The sequence below is a fragment of the Ruegeria sp. BHSA123 genome (assembly GCF_059613425.1).
The window spans coordinates 112,290-129,807 of record NZ_JBXWSL010000006.1 but is presented as its reverse complement, the minus strand read 5'-3'; the positions used below and the strand labels follow the sequence as shown (position 1 = coordinate 129,807).

At 60.8% G+C, this 17,518-nt stretch carries 16 protein-coding genes; 15 read left to right on the top strand and 1 reads right to left on the bottom strand.

The window, feature by feature from the left end; all coding sequences use genetic code 11:
• Positions 1–2: 2 nt before the first annotated feature.
• The 3 genes from mraY to AC2FNC_RS05230 all read left to right on the top strand — a co-directional run bounded on the left by mraY (position 3) and on the right by AC2FNC_RS05230 (position 3,116).
• Positions 3–1,085 (top strand): phospho-N-acetylmuramoyl-pentapeptide-transferase, encoded by a 1,083-nt coding sequence (gene mraY / locus AC2FNC_RS05240; RefSeq protein ID WP_480475931.1) that lies wholly within the window; start codon positions 3–5, stop codon positions 1,083–1,085.
• A 149-nt stretch (positions 1,086–1,234) separates the two neighbouring features.
• Positions 1,235–2,632 carry a UDP-N-acetylmuramoyl-L-alanine--D-glutamate ligase gene (gene murD / locus AC2FNC_RS05235; protein WP_480554075.1) on the top strand — a complete coding sequence of 466 codons (1,398 nt, stop codon included), beginning with the start codon at positions 1,235–1,237 and terminating at the stop codon, positions 2,630–2,632.
• A 109-nt stretch (positions 2,633–2,741) separates the two neighbouring features.
• Positions 2,742–3,116 (top strand): glycine zipper family protein, encoded by a 375-nt coding sequence (locus AC2FNC_RS05230; protein WP_480475937.1) that lies wholly within the window; start codon positions 2,742–2,744, stop codon positions 3,114–3,116.
• 23 nt (positions 3,117–3,139) lie between these two features.
• Here the strand turns inward: AC2FNC_RS05230 and AC2FNC_RS05225 are convergent, their stop codons facing one another.
• Positions 3,140–4,321, bottom strand: coding sequence for a BaiN/RdsA family NAD(P)/FAD-dependent oxidoreductase (locus tag AC2FNC_RS05225; protein ID WP_480624587.1), 1,182 nt, complete (start codon positions 4,319–4,321; stop codon positions 3,140–3,142).
• A gap of 839 nt (positions 4,322–5,160) precedes the next feature.
• Between AC2FNC_RS05225 and AC2FNC_RS05220 the strand changes: the two genes are divergently transcribed.
• From AC2FNC_RS05220 to AC2FNC_RS05165, 12 genes are all read left to right on the top strand, one after another.
• Positions 5,161–6,984, top strand: coding sequence for an adenylate/guanylate cyclase domain-containing protein (locus AC2FNC_RS05220; protein WP_480554077.1), 1,824 nt, complete (start codon positions 5,161–5,163; stop codon positions 6,982–6,984).
• Between the two features lie 28 nt (positions 6,985–7,012).
• Positions 7,013–8,170, top strand: a complete 1,158-nt coding sequence (locus AC2FNC_RS05215; protein WP_496714762.1) for a phosphatase PAP2 family protein — start codon at positions 7,013–7,015, stop codon at positions 8,168–8,170.
• A 21-nt stretch (positions 8,171–8,191) separates the two neighbouring features.
• Complete coding sequence (locus tag AC2FNC_RS05210) at positions 8,192–9,793, top strand: S8 family serine peptidase (RefSeq protein ID WP_496714761.1); 1,602 nt, start codon at positions 8,192–8,194, stop codon at positions 9,791–9,793.
• A gap of 189 nt (positions 9,794–9,982) precedes the next feature.
• Complete coding sequence (gene ftsW / locus AC2FNC_RS05205) at positions 9,983–11,146, top strand: putative lipid II flippase FtsW (protein WP_480475947.1); 1,164 nt, start codon at positions 9,983–9,985, stop codon at positions 11,144–11,146.
• Positions 11,146–12,243 (top strand): UDP-N-acetylglucosamine--N-acetylmuramyl-(pentapeptide) pyrophosphoryl-undecaprenol N-acetylglucosamine transferase, encoded by a 1,098-nt coding sequence (locus tag AC2FNC_RS05200; RefSeq protein ID WP_496714760.1) that lies wholly within the window; start codon positions 11,146–11,148, stop codon positions 12,241–12,243. The genes ftsW and AC2FNC_RS05200 overlap by 1 nt, the downstream gene beginning before the upstream one ends.
• The gene (gene murC, locus AC2FNC_RS05195; RefSeq protein ID WP_209504522.1) at positions 12,240–13,649 is read left to right on the top strand and encodes a UDP-N-acetylmuramate--L-alanine ligase; all 1,410 of its coding nucleotides are present in this window, start codon (positions 12,240–12,242) and stop codon (positions 13,647–13,649) included. The genes AC2FNC_RS05200 and murC overlap by 4 nt, the downstream gene beginning before the upstream one ends.
• 76 nt (positions 13,650–13,725) lie before the next feature.
• On the top strand, positions 13,726–13,974 hold the full coding sequence (locus AC2FNC_RS05190; RefSeq protein ID WP_496714759.1) for a DUF2484 family protein: 249 nt from the start codon (positions 13,726–13,728) through the stop codon (positions 13,972–13,974).
• A complete protein-coding gene (locus tag AC2FNC_RS05185) occupies positions 13,971–14,237 on the top strand; it encodes a DUF2484 family protein (RefSeq protein WP_480475955.1) in 267 nt (88 codons plus the stop codon). Before AC2FNC_RS05190 ends, AC2FNC_RS05185 begins: the two co-directional genes overlap by 4 nt.
• A gap of 24 nt (positions 14,238–14,261) precedes the next feature.
• On the top strand, positions 14,262–14,555 hold the full coding sequence (locus AC2FNC_RS05180; RefSeq protein WP_496714758.1) for a hypothetical protein: 294 nt from the start codon (positions 14,262–14,264) through the stop codon (positions 14,553–14,555).
• On the top strand, positions 14,552–15,490 hold the full coding sequence (gene murB, locus AC2FNC_RS05175; protein WP_496714757.1) for a UDP-N-acetylmuramate dehydrogenase: 939 nt from the start codon (positions 14,552–14,554) through the stop codon (positions 15,488–15,490). Before AC2FNC_RS05180 ends, murB begins: the two co-directional genes overlap by 4 nt.
• A 108-nt stretch (positions 15,491–15,598) precedes the next feature.
• Positions 15,599–16,516: a D-alanine--D-alanine ligase gene (locus tag AC2FNC_RS05170; RefSeq protein ID WP_496714756.1), complete on the top strand. Its 918-nt coding sequence runs from the start codon at positions 15,599–15,601 to the stop codon at positions 16,514–16,516.
• Positions 16,504–17,511, top strand: coding sequence for a cell division protein FtsQ/DivIB (locus tag AC2FNC_RS05165; RefSeq protein ID WP_496714755.1), 1,008 nt, complete (start codon positions 16,504–16,506; stop codon positions 17,509–17,511). Before AC2FNC_RS05170 ends, AC2FNC_RS05165 begins: the two co-directional genes overlap by 13 nt.
• Positions 17,512–17,518: the final 7 nt, after the last annotated feature.

Sequence of the window (17,518 nt, the reverse complement as noted above, 5' to 3'; positions counted from 1 at the left end):
TCATGCTGTACTGGTTGACCGCCCTGTCGGATGGCGGGGATTTCTGGAACCTCTTCCGGTATATCACCTTCCGCGCAGGCGGTGCCTTCATGACGGCACTGATCTTTGGGTTCATCTTCGGAAAGCCCCTGATCAACGTGCTGCGCAGAAAGCAGGGCAAGGGCCAGCCGATCCGCAATGATGGCCCCGAGGGGCATTTTTCCAAGGCAGGCACGCCAACAATGGGCGGGTTGCTGATTGTCGGTGCTCTTGTGACCTCGACCCTCGTCTGGGCACGTCTGGACAACCCTTACGTCTGGATGGTGCTTTTCGTGACCCTGTCTTATGCGGCCATCGGATTCGCGGATGACTATGCCAAGGTGTCGAAACAGAACACCAAGGGCGTTCCGGGGCGGATGCGCCTTGCCTTGGGCGTGATCATCGCGGTGCTGGCCGCGCTCTGGGCGACGTTGCACCACCCCGAAGCGTTGCAGAATCAACTGGCCGTGCCGGTGTTCAAGGACACGCTGGTCAATCTGGGTATCTTCTATATCCCGTTCTCGATTGTCGTGATCGTAGGGGCCGCCAACGCGGTTAACCTGACCGACGGTCTGGACGGTCTGGCCATCATGCCAGCGATGATCGCCGCCTCGACACTGGGTGTGATCGCCTATGCCGTGGGCCGCGTCGACTTTACCGAATATCTCGACGTGCATTACGTGCCGGGCACGGGTGAGATCTTTATCTTCACCTCTGCGCTCTTTGGTGCGGGTCTGGGATTTCTGTGGTACAACGCCCCCCCGGCGGCGGTGTTCATGGGGGATACCGGATCGCTGGCACTGGGCGGCGCGCTGGGCGCTATTGCCGTGGCCACCAAGCACGAGCTGGTTCTGGCCGTCGTCGGCGGCCTGTTCGTGGTCGAGGCGCTGAGCGTGATCATTCAGGTTCTCTACTTCAAACGCACCGGCAAGCGGGTTTTCCTGATGGCCCCGATCCATCATCATTATGAGAAAAAGGGCTGGGCCGAGCCTACCATCGTCATCCGCTTCTGGATCATCTCGCTGATCCTGGCGATGATCGGTCTGGCAACGCTGAAGGTCCGGTAACGCTCCCGCCAGGTTCGAAGGGCCTGCGGCCCTCCTGCCACCTGTTGGGCCCGGCTCGCGCCGCAGCGCGAGCCTGACACGCCCCTTGTCATTGTGATTTTCTTCAGTGCAGTGTGGCCTCCAAATCCAAATCAAAGAAGGTGGGTAGAATGATCCCGGTCAAAGGCTTTTCAGGGCAGAAAGTTGCGGTTCTGGGATTGGGCCGGTCCGGCCTGGCAACCGCACGCGCCTTGCGCGCAGGCGGGGCGGAGCCGGTCTGCTGGGATGACAACCCGACAGCTCGCGCCATAGCCGAGGGCGAAGGATTCTCCTGTGCCGACCTGCGCAAACAGGGGGCGTTTGACACCATTGCCACGCTCATCGTTTCGCCGGGCATTCCGCATCTTTATCCCGAACCCAACCCCGTGGTTGCCGCAGCCTTGGACGCAGGCGTGCCTGTGGACAATGATATCGGGCTGTTCTTCCGCTCTTTTGCGGGGCCGGAATGGAGCAACTATGACACTCCACCACGGGTCATCGCGGTCACCGGCTCGAACGGGAAATCAACCACTGCTGCTCTGATCCATCACATCCTGACCGAGGCCGGGCGCGAGGCGCAGCTGGCCGGAAATATCGGGCGCGGTGTTCTGGATATCGATCCGGGTGGCGATGGTTCGGTCGTGGTGCTGGAACTTTCCAGCTATCAGACGGAACTGGCCCGTGCGCTGACCCCGGATGTGGCGGTGTTCACCAACCTTTCGCCAGATCATCTGGACCGCCACGGCGGCATGGGGGGATATTTCGCGGCCAAACGGCGCCTCTTTGCCGAAGGCGGCCCGGACCGCGCGATCGTCGGCATCGATGAAACCGAAGGCGCCTTTCTTGCTGGCCAACTGGCCGAAGGGCCAGCGGATGACCGCGTAATTCGTATCTCGGTAACGCGAAAGCTGACGGGGCCGGGATGGCAGGTCTTTGCGCGCAAGGGGTTTTTGTCGGAATACCGCAAGGGGCGGCAGGCCGGGTCCATCGACCTGCGCGCGATCAAGGGCCTTCCCGGTGCCCATAACCACCAGAACGCCTGCGCGGCGTATGCGGCCTGCCGGTCGCTGGGCCTTGCGCCACGCGTGATCGAAGACGCGCTGCACTCGTTCCCGGGCCTGCCCCACCGCAGCCAGATCATCGCCGAGGCCGACGGGGTTACCTATGTCAACGACTCCAAGGCGACCAATGTCGACAGCGCCCTGAAAGCGCTTATGGCGTTCAAAAAGATCCGATGGATCTGTGGCGGCCTTGAAAAGGAAGGCGGTGTCGCAGCCCTGAACGCAGCAGCGGATCAGGTGATCAAAGCCTATGTTATCGGTCGTGAGGCGGCGGGCTTTGCGATGCAACTGACGTCCGACGCACAGGTTTGTACCACGATGGAGGCGGCAGTGGCGCAGGCCATGGCGGATGCACAGGCGGGCGAGACCGTTCTGCTGGCCCCGGCAGCAGCAAGTTTCGATCAATATGACAATTTCGAACAGCGTGGCGACGATTTCACAGCGCAGGTGCAAAAACGGCTGGGCTAACACCGCACCTGCAACAGCCTGCCGGTACGTGTGGACATTTTTCAGTCAGATTGACACTTTGTTGGAATTGAGGTTGCGTCACCTTAAGTTCAATAAAGAGGAAGCGGAAATGTCTGCACGCAAAATTCTCTCCATCCTTCCCGTCGTTGCGCTGGCCGGGGCCTGTGCCAATAGCGGGGCGAATTATGTTCCTATCATCGACGGGCCTGTGGGGCCGAACTACCAGTCCGATCTGGCCAATTGTCAGGCGCTGGCGCGGTCCCGTCCGACGCTGGACAGCAACACCGCGGGCGCTGCCGCCATCGGCGCGGCCGGTGCTGCGGCAACCACGGCAATTATCGACAACAGCGCCAGCGATCTTGGCCGTGCGGCGGCGGCCGGTGCTCTGGTCGGTGTGGGTGCCAGTGCGATCAGCAACACCCAGAACCAGGAAGTGATCGTGCGCAACTGCATGCGCGGTCGCGGCTACAACGTCGTAGGTTAATGCCGCGCAAACGGAAGTGTAGGTTAATGCCTGGCGGCAATGGCAACACCTGCGGCATGGCCTGATGACCACGCCCATTGAAAGTTGTAGCCGCCAAGCCACCCGGTGACATCCACCGCTTCGCCAATCGCATAGAGGCCAGGGACATCCTTGGCCTCCATCGTTTTCGACGACAGATCATCGGTATCTATTCCGCCCAGTGTGACCTCGGCAGTGCGATACCCTTCGGTTCCCGACGGTACCAACCGCCAGTCAGACAGGGCCGCGACCAGTTCAGACAGCTTCGCGTCCGACTGATCGGCCAGATTGCCGGACATCGGAATGACTTGGCTCAGATACTCGACCAGCCGGGACGGCAGATGCCGCGCCAGTTCCGTTGTCAGCGCCTTGCGCCCGGCGTTTTGCCGTTGCGCACGCAGCAGATCGAACAGGGGCAGTTCGGGGATCAGGTTCACGCCGATCTCCTCACCTTCGCGCCAAAAAGAGGACAGCTGCAAAACGGACGGCCCGCTGAGGCCGCGATGGGTGAACAACAGCGCTTCGTCAAAACTTGTGCGTTTGTTGGAAAGCCGCACGGGCAGGGAAACACCGGACAGGTCCTTGAACCGGCCATCCGAAAAGGTGAATGGCACCAGCGCCGCGCGGGTGTCGGTCACCCGCAGGCCAAACTGCCGGGCAATGTCATAGGCCAGCCCGGTCGCGCCCATCTTGGGGATGGATTTGCCCCCCGTGGCCAATACCAGATTGGCACAGGTCAGATGCAGGCGCTGCCCCTCACGCTCGACCTCCAGCGCGAATCCGGTGCCATCCTTGCGCAGATCACGCAGCGCGGTCTGCACCCACAGCTCGGCACCGGCGCGGCTCATCTCGTCCAGCAACATCTGGATGATCTGCTTTGAAGAGCCATCACAGAACAACTGCCCCAGCGTTTTCTCATGCCATCCGATGCCGTGCCGGTTCACCAGATCGACAAAATCCCACTGCGTAAACCGGGCCAGCGCGGACTTGCAGAAATGCGGGTTTTGCGACAGGAAGTTGTCCGGGCCTGCATACATATTGGTGAAATTGCACCGACCTCCGCCCGAGATGCGGATTTTCTCGCCCGGCGCCTTGGCGTGGTCGATCACCAGCACCCGCCCACCGCAACGGGCCGCGCACATCATGCCTGCCGCTCCGGCGCCCAATATGATCGTATCGAACCTCATGCACCGCCCTTGGCGTGGATTTTCGGCGATGACAAGGGTGAAACCCGGCGCATCGGGCCTGAGGCAAAGGATTTAGTTGTCAGGTGAATGATTCCCGGAAAATCGGGGCCTGCGGGCGGTGACACCCTTGCACGGGGGCCGGTTTGGGCTGGTTGTCGGGATTTTGCGCGGGTGTTTCGGGGCTGGGCTGGAAGGGTGCAGATCGCAGAAAACTACGTTCGGGTCCGATCAAATTGGGGCACCGTTCAGGTTGTGCAAGGCATCTGATCCCGCCACATGTGGGGCCACCAAACAGGGTGGTGACTGGCTTGACCGGCAGAAACGGTGAGGGCCGGGCAACGTTCGGATACTTTTTGGAGAATCGATTTCCGGTACCTGTCAGCCGCTGTTGCGTCGTACTGTCCGCCCGGTTCAGCGGCAACAGGAAGGTCCAATGCCAAGGACTTGACCGGGGTCAGCCCTCGCGCACTCCTAACGGGAAGTCTTGCCGCATCATCCCGTCTTGCCCGCCAAGCACCAAGCGCCACAGATGCCGGGTAAATTGGCCAAATTACACCGAAAAATATGTGCAAAAATAAAAATATGTCGACGGAAGTTCACTAAAACAATACAATAACCCTTATTATTTTGAACTTAACGCATTTTAGAAACCAAATCTCATCAGCGGGCCGATTAATGCCTCGTGATTTCCATTCAGGCCCGTGGCCCGTCCCGCGCAATGCAGCGCCATTCACACCCGTCGGCTGCATTTGCAATCGCAACACGCCTTTGATGCGTGCCAGCCTGCCTGTTTTCGCGGTGGCACATTTCAACAAGTTAAAGAGTTCCGAGACACGATCATGGGTATTAATCTGAATTTGAACAATCCAAGCGACCTTCCCAAGGCGCGGCTCAGGGCGATCCTGTTCCTTGATGCATGTGATTACTCTGCCGCCGTCCGCGAGGCCGAGCTTGAAACGCTGGCCAGAATCCGCCGCGATCTGAACTGCGTCAGCGATCTGGTTAACAGCTTTCGGGGCCGGGTGACCGGCCTGACCGGTGACGGGCTATGCGCCGTCTTTCCAAGTGCGCGTGCCGCCGTCGAAACTGCGCTGGGGGTGCAGGATGTCCTGACCCATGCCCCCGACCGGTACGCCAAAGGGTATCGAATTGGGATACATCTGGGCGACACGTTCGAGGTTGACCAGCAGATCATCGGTGACGCCGTGAACACGGCAGCGCGCATCGAAAGCGTCGGGTCATCCGGCGAGGTTCTGGTCTCAAGCGTTGTGCGCAATGCGCTGCGCGGGCGGCAGGATTTCCTGTTCAACTCGATCGGGCGGCCCAATCTCAAGAATATCGGTGCCTCGCTCGAGCTGTTTAAAGTTGCACGCGCGACAATCGACGTCCCCTATGAGAAGGACGGAAAAGAACAGCCGGTTCCTGTTCCCGCCAACCCAACGGCTTTCCGGTCAGAACAGCTGTCGTTCACCTTACCGCGCCCGAATTTCGTGATCGGTCTGTTGTCTCCGGATGTAGGGGGTGGTTCCGAAACCGCGGCATTCGTGTCCAACATCGTTGCGGAACAGCTGTCCAAATCCCTTACCGAAACCGAAGCGCTTGAGGTTCAGGATTACCGGGTGCCGCAGATTGCGTTCCCGCAGGAACCTTTGTCGGCAGGGCCTGACCTGTTCCTGCAATGCCGCGCCTCGACCTGTGGCAGCATGTTGCAAGTGTCCGCCACAGCAATGCGGTCGGAAGACAGGAAAGTGATCTGGAGCCAGAATGTAGTGGCCGATCAAGGTGACTTTCTGGGTCAAAACTGCTCTGGGCTGACGTCGTTCATCAGTTATGCCACCGACGCCTTGCTGACGGCCTTGCTGAACGGGCGTCACATGCGCGACCCGGCCGCCCATCACGCGGCGAAAACCGCCGTTGCCGCCGTGCATCACCTGCTGACCATGACCGGGCCGGGGCTGGACCAGCTCGAGGCCGATATTCTGGCGGCTTACGAGCTTGATCCCAAGCCGGTCTATCTGGCGTGGCTGGCCTATGTCACGACCTTCAAGGTCGGCGAACGGTACGGTACCTGGGATGCCGCGCTGGAAGCACAGGCGCGCGATCTGGCCCGCCGCGCGGTCGAGGCTGACCCGGATAACGGCACCGTTCTGGGCCTTGTCGCCCACGTGCACTCCTACGTGTTCCGAGAGTTTTCGGTGGCGCAGGATCTGGTCGACCGCGCGCTCGAGCTCAGCCCTTATCGGGCGATGAGCTGGGATTCAGCCGCCATGCTCTATTGCTACACGGATCGTCCGGCGCTGGCGGTTGAAGCCGCGCAGAAGGCGCGGCTTATCGGGCGGCACAGCCCATACCGGCACCTGTTCGACGGGGCCGGTTGCGTCGCCGCGCTGGTCAATGGCGAGTTCGAGAAATCCATCAGGTTCGGAGAATCCGTGATGGAGGTTCAGCCGCAGTTCAAAACCGTCATGCGCTATCTGGCTGCGGCTTACGGGCACGCAGGTGACCGGCAGCGAGGCGAGTTCGCCTTGCAGCGGTTGACCAGCCTGGAACCGGACATGTCGCTGGCCTGCATCCAGCAGGACCGGTTCCCGGTGCCAACACGGTTCAGCGCGCAACTGATGGAAAGCGGCCTGTCCAGGATCGGGTTGCCGCAACACGCTTGAAGTAGGGGTAAAAGTAGGGGGTTTACTTATGTCTTACGTGTCCACGCTCAACGGTTTCGGAATGATGGTCCGACGTGGTGAGCTGATCTCGTGCAAAGTGGTGAAACTGATGAACCTTGCCGGAACCGGTGGTCTCGGTGCCTCACCGGGGGACAATCGAAAGGCGTTGGACAATTTCATTTACGACGCGCAGAGGGAAAGCTTCATCGATTACCTCAATGCCATTCATGATCTGGATCCCGAGTTGCTGGATATTGAAAAACTGCGCGAGCTTACCGAGTTCATGCAGAACGAAGAATTCATCGACCCCTTCAGGTCTGACAGCCGTGTAAAAGGTGCGAAAGACGAAGAGATCGGGAAACGCTCTGCCCTCGGCGCGGCGTCTGTCGCGATGAGCGCATCTTCGGCATTCGCACTGAACCGAAACCGCAATAGAAACCGCAATCGGAACAGAAACCGGAACCGAAACAGAAATCGCAATCGTAACAGAAACCGCAGCGATTTTGACGTCGGCGGCAGCGATGCCTCCTTCGGCTGGCGCGAGATGCGCGATCTGTGCCGGATCGGTATGCTGCCCGCATCCGGATTGCTGGGCAAGGTCTGGGAAAATATCGATCTTCTGCCGCCACCGGGGCCTGACGAAAGCATGAAGGAAACTGAATACCTGCTGATCCTGCAAGGGCGGCTCAAGTGGTCAAATCAGGCAACACGGCGCGAGGAAATGGTGGCGCAGGCAGGCTTTGGCATCGATGAATATCTCAGTCCGCTGGGCATTGACGAGAAGGGCGGCTTTGATGCGACCCGCGCGCTGATGACGATCCTGCTGGAACTGACGAATGAAATCGGCCTGACCTACAAGAACCGCTTCAGCCGGCCCAGACCCAATATTATCCAGCCGCTGATCCGGCCCTTTCTTCCGGTGCCTTATCATGCGGCTTACCCCTCGAACCACTCCTACCAATCCTTCGCGATTGCCGAACTGTTCTCGCGTCTGATCCCCGAACATCCGGGCACTGTCGCTTTGTTCCACCGCGCCCAGCGGATTGCTGAAAACCGCGAATGGGCCGGTTTGCATTATCCAAGCGACACAGCCGCCGGGCGAAGTCTGGCCAGAAAAACCGTGGCTTACCTGACCGAGGTTCTGGACGAACTGATGGACGAAGCACAAGACGAATGGCTGGGCTAAGGATCAACGCGAGGTGACGAAATGACCGCAGGAAACGAAGACTACGCACGCTATTACTATCTCTGGCATCTGGTCGCGATCAAAGCCTTGACCGTCAAGGCGCCCCTACCAGCCGACGGAGAGACCTGCCCGGAAATCGATACCGCGACCTGGGATTTCACAGGTCCCGCTCTGGCCGAGGCGAAAATCGCCCTGATCGACATGGGCGTGGCCCCGCATCACCCGAACCTGAAATCGCCGGACACCGGACCGGTTCCGGCGGACAGGGTCATTCGGGACGACGCCCTTGATCTGGCCAGCCACCCGTTCGGCGTCAAATACATCGACCGGTCGACTGTTGCGGCAGGGGCCGAGCATATCGAAGAACAGGTGCAACATCTGTCGGGCATTCAGGACCCCTTGGGCATTCCGGGCCTGACCTCTCAGGAACGGCGGGTGATTGCCGGGCTGAGGTCGGGTTTTGGCGTCAAACGTTACATCGATGCCTATGACGATCGCTATGCCGGGCACGGCACCAGCTGTGCCGGGCTGGCCTGCGGAACCAGCTTTGCAGCCGATCAATTCGGCAATACCGGCAATATCGCGGCGTATTACGGGGTCGATCCCAAAAGCAGGATTATTCCGATCACGACGTCGATCTCGCCCAGCCCGGAAGAATTGATTGCGGCGTTTCTTTATGCCCTCCACAAAGGCGCGCATGTCATCCTGTTTCCGCGCGATGCCGCGAACCCTGCTCATTGGCCGGGATATAGATTTCGCCCTGCCACTGGCACCGAGCCGTTCTATCCGGGTCTGGACTCGCACGAAAAGACCCGCCTGCACGAGACGAGGCGCGACGAACCCGACGGCGACGCGCGCGACATCTCGATGGCATGGTCGGCGCTGGACAAGATCATCAAATGGGTCAGCACGAAAATCCCGGTGGTCTGTGCCGCTGGCAATGACGGTCGAAGCGAGTTGATTTATCCTGCCAGCCTGTCTGGTGATCCAACCAACGGGATCATCTCGGTGGGGGCCGTCAACTATAATGGCACCCGGTCCGGGTATTCGAACTACTCTGCAGATCTGACCGTATCCGCCCCTTCGGATGACGGTGAGATATACAACCGCTATCAAATTCGTCTGGACCGTGATGCAGCCTCGGCCACTGACTTCCATCTGGAAAACCCGAAACATCACCTGAAACGCGACGGCAGCGGCGACGCGATCCCGATTGTCGATTTCGCACCTCAACGTTTGGTGACGTTGGATGTGCCGGGCCCGAGGGGCTATGTTGAAGGCAGCCTTGCTGCGGCTGTCGAAACCCGAAAAAAGGCGGTGGATGATCCTGCCGGGCTTTATACAGAATTTGGCGGGACTTCGGGGGCCTCGGCCCTCGTTGCAGGGGCAATCGCGATGATGCAGCGAAAGTCGCCCAATGTTCTCAATGGTGTGCAGATCAAAGCCATCTTCAAGAACCTCGAAACATCTGCAACGCGTTTCGACAACACCCACTGGTATTGGTCTTCTGCCGCAGGAACCCTGCAAGTTGACGCGATCAACGGTTACACGCCACCCCCCAGGGCCGAACTGTTCGGTGTGGCGGGGTTGCTGGATGTGCCGCTGCTGCTGACCAAAGTCTGACAGCCCGCCGCCTTCCGCCCGGTGGCCGTCGCAACACGGCTGACCGGCGGTCCGGGTGTGCGGCACGGGTCTTGGGCGGGAAATCCCGATTTGCCCGCGAACAGGCTGGCCTGATCGCCAAATTGCATGTAGACTTTCAGCCAGATCCCGAAAACGGGGCGTTAACGAGGCAGAGAGTGGCGGTGTCTCATGACTGAGATGGTGTATGGCGCGGTCCAGGACCAGCGCGGAGAACCGATTCTACCGAAATGGTGGCGTACTATCGATCGCTGGACGATGTCCTGCGTTCTGATCCTGTTTACCATCGGACTGTTGCTGGGGCTGGCCTCTTCGCCGCCGCTGGCCGGTCGTAACGGGTTCGATCCCTTCCATTATGTCGAGCGCCAGGCCTTCTTTGGCGGATTGGCGCTGATCGCGATGCTGCTGACCTCAATGATGTCTCCAACCTTGGTGCGGCGTCTGGCCGTTCTGGGTTTTCTGGGGGCCTTCGTCGCTCTGGTCTTCCTGCCGGTGTTTGGAACGGATTTCGGCAAAGGCGCGGTGCGCTGGTATTCACTGGGCTTTGCCTCGCTGCAACCGTCCGAGTTTCTGAAACCCGGCTTTGTCGTCGTGGCTGCATGGCTGCTGGCCGCCTCGCAGGAAATCAACGGCCCTCCGGGGCGGTTGTGGTCCTTTGCGCTCTGCATGGCCATCGTGGCCATGCTGGTGATGCAACCCGATTTCGGTCAGGCCTGCCTGATCCTGTTCGGCTGGGGCGTCATGTATTTCGTGGCCGGGGCCCCGATGCTGCTGTTGCTGGGCATGGCCGGTGTTGTCGTTCTGGGCGGGATGTTGGCCTATTCGAATTCCGAACACTTTGCCCGCCGCATCGACGGCTTTCTGAATCAAGAGGTCGATCCGACCACCCAGCTTGGCTATGCCACCAACGCCATCCGCGAAGGTGGCTTGTTCGGCGTCGGCGTAGGGGAGGGGCAGGTGAAATGGTCGCTGCCCGATGCCCATACCGATTTCATCATCGCCGTCGCGGCCGAGGAATACGGCCTGATCCTCGTCATGATCATCATTGCGCTGTATGCGCTGATCGTCGTGCGCTCGCTGCTGCGGCTGATGCGCGAACGCGACATGTTCATTCGTCTGGCCGGTACCGGTCTGGCCTGCATGTTTGGCGTTCAGGCGATGATCAACATGGGTGTTGCGGTACGTCTGTTGCCCGCCAAAGGCATGACTTTGCCGTTCGTCAGCTATGGCGGCTCGTCGCTGATTGCAGGCGGTATTGCCGTCGGCATGCTGCTGGCCTTCACCCGAAACCGCCCACAGGGCGAACTAGGCGATATTCTGCGCGGACGAGGATAATGGGGAACCCTTACCTGTTGATTGCGGCTGGCGGCACCGGGGGCCATATGTTCCCCGCTCAGGCGCTGGCCGAGGCGATGCTGCACAAGGGCTGGCGCGTGCGCCTGTCCACCGACCCGCGCGGTGCGCGCTATACCGGCGGCTTTCCCCATTCGACTGAAATTGTCGAGGCGTCCTCGGCCACCTTCGCCCGTGGCGGTCTGGCGGCCAAGGCGATGGTTGGCCCGATTATCGCTGGTGGTGTCACCAGCATGGTCTTCCAGATGATGCGCGACAAACCCGATGTTGTCGTAGGCTTTGGCGGTTATCCCTCGATCCCGGCGCTGGGCGCAGCGACCCTGCTGAAAGTTCCGCGGATGATCCATGAACAGAACGGGGTACTGGGCCGCGTGAATCAGCTGTTTGCAACCCGCGTTGCACAGGTGGCATGCGGCGTCTGGCCGACGGATCTGCCCGAAGGCACGCATGGCATCCACACCGGCAACCCGGTGCGTGCCGCGGTTCTGGACCGCGCCGCCGCCGGGTATATCCCGCCGGGTGATTACCCGATGTCGGTTCTGGTGATGGGCGGCTCGCAAGGCGCGCGCATCCTCAGCGATATAGTGCCCGGAGCGATTGCCGCGCTGCCCCAAGACCTTCGCGCGCATATCCGTGTCTCGCATCAGGCGCGGGATGAAGATGGAGAACGGGTCAGCGCATTCTATCAAGACCATGGTATCCGCGCCGACGTTCAGCCCTTCTTCGATGACATTCCCCGCCGCATGTCGGATGCGCAGCTTGTGATCTCGCGCTCGGGCGCGTCCAGCGTGGCCGATATCTCGGTCATCGGTCGCCCTTCGATCCTGATCCCGTTTGCTGCTGCCGCCGGGGATCATCAGACCGCCAACGCGCGCGGGCTGGTCCAGGCCGGCGGGGCTATCATGATCCCGGAAAATGCGCTTGACGTTCCCACGCTGACACAGCAAATCACCACGGTTCTCACGAACCCCGAAGCCGCACAGAAAATGGCCCATGGTGCCCTGTCGGTCGGGGCGCCCGATGCCACCCAGCGTCTGGTCGCTCTGGTCGAGCAGCTGGCGCAGAAGGAGACCACATGAACCCAGCAACCAAACTGCCGCAGGACGTAGGGCCGATTCACTTCGTGGGCATCGGCGGGATCGGCATGTCGGGCATCGCCGAGGTACTGCTGAACCTGGGGTATCAGGTGCAGGGCTCCGATCTGAAAGCCTCGAAGATCACAGACCGGCTGGCCAGTTTGGGGGCCGAGATTTTCGTCGGCCAGCGCGCCGAAAACCTTGAAAACGCCGCCGTTGTGGTTGTCTCGACCGCGATCAAACCGGGCAACCCGGAACTGGACCAAGCCCGCGCCCGAGGGCTGCCGGTTGTCCGCCGCGCCGACATGCTGGCTGAACTGATGCGCCTGCGCTCGAACATTGCCATTGCCGGAACACACGGCAAGACCACCACGACGACCATGATGGCCGAACTGATGGTGGCAGGCGATTTCGATCCGACCGTGATCAATGGCGGCATCATCCACGCCTATGGATCGAACGCGCGGATGGGGCAGGGCGAATGGATGGTGGTCGAAGCCGACGAAAGCGACGGTTCCTTTAACCGTCTGCCCGCAACCATCGCCATTGTCACCAATATCGACCCCGAGCATATGGAACATTGGGGTGATTTCGACAGGCTGCGCGACGGCTTTTACGAATTTGTCTCGAACCTGCCATTCTACGGTCTGGCCGTCTGCTGCACCGATCATGCCGAGGTTCAGGCCCTTGTCGGGCGCATCACCGACCGCCGTGTGCGAACCTATGGGTTCAACGCGCAGGCGGATGTGCGGGCGGTGAACTTGACCTACAAGGGCGGCGTGGCGCATTTCGACATCCATCTGCAATACGAAGACAAGATGATCGAAGGCTGTACCCTGCCGATGCCCGGCGATCACAACGTCTCAAACGCGCTGTCCGCCGCTGCCGTCGCCCGTCATCTGGGCATGAAAGCTGCGGAAATCCGCGACGCGCTGGCCAATTTCGGCGGCGTCAACCGTCGCTTTACAAAGGTCGGGGAAATCGACGGTGTCACCATCATCGACGATTACGGCCACCACCCGGTCGAAATAGCCGCCGTTCTCAAGGCCGCCCGTCAGGCGACCGAAGGCCGCGTGATTGCTGTGCATCAGCCGCACCGCTATTCGCGCCTGTCCAACCTGTTTGACGATTTCTGCACCTGTTTCAATGACGCCGATGTCGTGGCCATTGCCGAGGTTTTTGCCGCTGGTGAAGACCCGATCGAAGGCGCCTCGCGCGACGATCTGGTGCAGGGCCTGATCCGTCACGGCCACCGCCACGCCCGCGCGCTGCTGGATGAAGACGACCTTGAACGCCTCGTCCGCGAACAGGCCCGTCCGGGCGATATGGTCGTCTGCCTCGGGGCTGGTACGATCAGCGCCTGGGCCAATGGCCTGCCCGAGAGATTGCAAAGAAAACAAGCTGTTTGACGCGTCATTTGTTTTGTCGCACAACTTAAAAGTGTGATACTCTGACCGCAGCAGTCGCGTGTCCTCGGAGGGGCGAATGGACTATTCGATGATCTTTGCAGCGCTTTGGGTGATCTGCGCCACCATCGTGGCAATGTTGCCGATGCGGCTGCAATTCCCGCCGGGGTTTGTCCTGTTGGTCTGCGCACCAATGCTTATCGTGTGGCTTGGGTATGTCCACGGCTGGTTCTGGTCGGTCGCGGCATTTGCAGGGTTCGTGTCGATGTTCCGCAACCCCATCCGGTATTACTGGCGCAAATGGACAGGGCACGAGGTCGCGGAATGACATGGTCTATCGCTCTGGCGGCCCTGTGGGGCTTTGCCGCCAACATCCTTGCGCTGATCCCCAGTACCGACAACCACTGGACGCGCGCCTATATCCTGATCATCGTGGGCATTCCCATCGTCGGCTATGTCACCTATGAAAACGGCCCCTGGATCGGTTTGCTGGTGCTGGCAATGGGCATGTCCGTGCTGCGCTGGCCGGTGATTTATCTGACCCGTTGGACAAAGGCGAAAATGCAGGGCATGAAGGCGGCCAAAGAATAACCGGCCAACTTCAGGAGATCTGTCATGGCGACAATCGCCACATTTGCCTATCTACCGCTCGTTTCCTTCGTTCTGGGTGCCGCTGCCGGGTTTACGGCGGGCCGCTGGCTTGGCCTGCGCAGCCTTCTGTGGCTGATCGGGCTGACATCCGCGGTTGGTCTGGGGCTGATCGTCGTGCTGGCTGGTGTCGGAACGGGTGAAGAAGACAAGGCGTTCGGCCCGCTGGTCTGGTTGACTGCCGGCGTTCTCCCCTTCCTTTTCGCCGCAATCATGGGCGGGGTCGGTGGGCGCAGCCTGGCGGTGCGCGCGACTTCATGACACGGCTTCCCCCTGTCCTTTCTGACGTCCGGGGCCGCCTGTCCAAAGCGCGTAACCTGTCAGACCTCACATGGCTCCGCGTCGGTGGACCGGCGGATTACCTGTTCCAGCCTGCCGATATCGAAGACTTGCAGGCCTTCCTGCGCGATCTGCCGGATGGTGTGCCGGTCTTCCCGATGGGGGTCGGCTCGAACCTCATCGTGCGCGATGGCGGCATGCGGGCCGTTGTGATCCGGCTGGGGCGCGGGTTCAACGACATCTCGGTTGAGGGCAATACGGTCATCGCGGGCGCTGCCGCACTGGACGCGCATGTTGCGCGCAAGGCCGCGGATGCGGGCGTGGACCTGACCTTTCTGCGCACCATCCCCGGCTCGATCGGGGGCGCGGTGCGGATGAATGCGGGCTGTTATGGCAGCTACACGGCGGACGTGCTGCGCAAGGCCACCATTGTCACCCGGCAGGGCGACCTGCGGGACCTGACGCCCGAGGATCTGAACTTTCGCTATCGCCAGTCCGACCTGCCCGAAGGCGCCGTTCTGATTTCGGCCACGTTCGAAGGCCCGTCCGGCGATCCCGATGACCTTCACGCCCGAATGGAAGCGCAACTGAAAAAGCGTGACGAAACCCAGCCCACCAAGGACCGCAGCGCCGGATCGACCTTCCGCAACCCGGCCGGGTTTTCTTCGACCGGGCAGGCTGATGACGTGCATGACCTCAAGGCGTGGAAAGTGATCGACGATGCGGGAATGCGCGGTGCGACTCGCGGCGGGGCGCAGATGAGCCCGAAACACTCGAACTTCCTGATCAATACCGGCACCGCCACCGCTGACGACCTCGAAGGTCTGGGCGAAGAGGTGCGAAAAAAGGTTTACGAAACAAGCGGCATCACGCTAGAGTGGGAAATCATGCGGGTCGGTGATCCGCTAAAAGAATAAAGCCCCGACCGTCAGACCAAAACAGGCAAATTCAGGCGACGGATCAAAGGCATAAACGCAGTACGGACCACCACATAAGGTCCGGGGACATTGAGGCGCACATTGGGTATGTCGAGCAGGACAAACCCCAAAGTGGCGGTATTGATGGGCGGCCCCTCGGCGGAACGCGAGGTGTCTCTCAGCTCTGGGCGCGAATGCGCGGCCGCCCTTGTGGGAGAAGGTATTGAAGTGGTCGAACTGGACGCAGGTCCCGACCTCTATGCGCGCCTGTTGGATATTCAGCCGGATGTGGTTTTCAACGCCCTGCATGGCCGCTGGGGCGAGGATGGCTGCGTGCAGGGGATGCTGGAATGGATGCGGATTCCCTATACGCATTCGGGCGTTCTGGCCTCGGCCCTTGCCATGGATAAGCAGCGCAGCAAAGAGGTGTTCCGGTCCGAAGGTCTGCCCGTTGTCCCCAGTGTGATCGTCCCGCGAGCCGAAGTGACCCGCACCCATGTGATGGAACCGCCCTATGTGGCCAAACCCAATAACGAAGGGTCCAGCGTCGGTATCTACATCGTCCACGAAAACGCCAATGGCCCGCCTCAGTTGTCCGAAGACATGCCCGACCAGATCATGGTCGAGAAATACGTGGCCGGGCGCGAGCTGACCGTGACCGTGATGGGCGACCGCGCCCTGACCGTGACCGAGATCATGACCGATGGCGGCTGGTATGACTATGACGCCAAGTACAAACCCGGTGGATCATGGCACGTGGTCCCCGCCGATATCCCTCAGGACATCTTTGATCGCTGCATGGATTATGCCCTGCGCGCGCATGATGCTTTGGGCTGCAAAGGTGTCAGCCGCACCGATTTTCGCTGGGATGACAGCGCGGGTGCTGATGGGCTGTTTCTGCTGGAAACCAACACCCAGCCGGGCATGACACCCACTTCGCTGGCCCCGGAACAGGCCGCGCATCTGGGCATGACATTTGGCCAGCTCTGCGCCTGGATGGTTAAGGACGCCTCATGCAACCGTTAATCGCCAGCCGCTCTCTGGAAATCCATCGCACCAAGCCCCTTGCCGGGCCGGACGCCGATTTTGCCTCGGCTGATACGGAGCCGCATGACACCCAGCCCATTCTGTGTCTGCGCGGGGCGCGGGTGTTTTCCCGCACCGCACGCCGCAGCGATCCGGCCCCGTCGCGCCTCAGCTATCGTCTTCAGCGCTGGATGCTGACACCGGGTATCCGTCTGGGCGTCAAGCTTGGCCTGCCGATCTGCGCCATTACCGCGGCAGTTGGCGTCTATTTTGCCTCTCAGGAACGGCGCGAAGCGCTTGGTACCTATATTGCCGATATTCGCACCTCGATTCAGGAACGCCCCGAGTTCATGGTTAACCTGATGGCCATCGACGGGGCAGGCACCAGCCTGTCCGATGATATCCGCGAGGTCGTGCCTCTGGATTTCCCGATCAGTTCCTGGGATCTGGATGTCGAACAGATGCGCGACACGATCACCGGGCTTGATCCGGTGAAATCGGCAACCGTACGTATCCGTCCGGGCGGCATCCTTCAGGTCAACGTGGTCGAGCGTCAGCCCGTGATTGTCTGGCGGACGCATGACGGGCTCGAACTGCTCGACGAGACCGGCGCGCATGTCAAGGAAACCACCTCTCGCAAGGACCATGCCGACCTGCCGCTGATCGCGGGCGCGGGCGCGGATGCCCATGTGGCGCAGGCGCTCGAGATCTTTCAGACCGCCCGCAGCCTGGGCAATCGTGTGCGCGGGCTGGTGCGCGTGGGTGAACGGCGCTGGGATCTGGTCCTGGACCGTGGCCAGCGCATCATGCTGCCGACCGAGCGCCCGGTGCGCGCGCTGGAACGCGTCCTTGCGGTGAACGAGGTGCAGGACCTTCTGGAACGCGACGTGGCCGTGGTCGACATGCGCCTTGGCCAGCGTCCCACCATCCGAATGACCAAAGCCGCCAGCGAAGACTGGTGGAATACAAAAGTGACACTGAGTAACGGGCAGTAACGAGCAT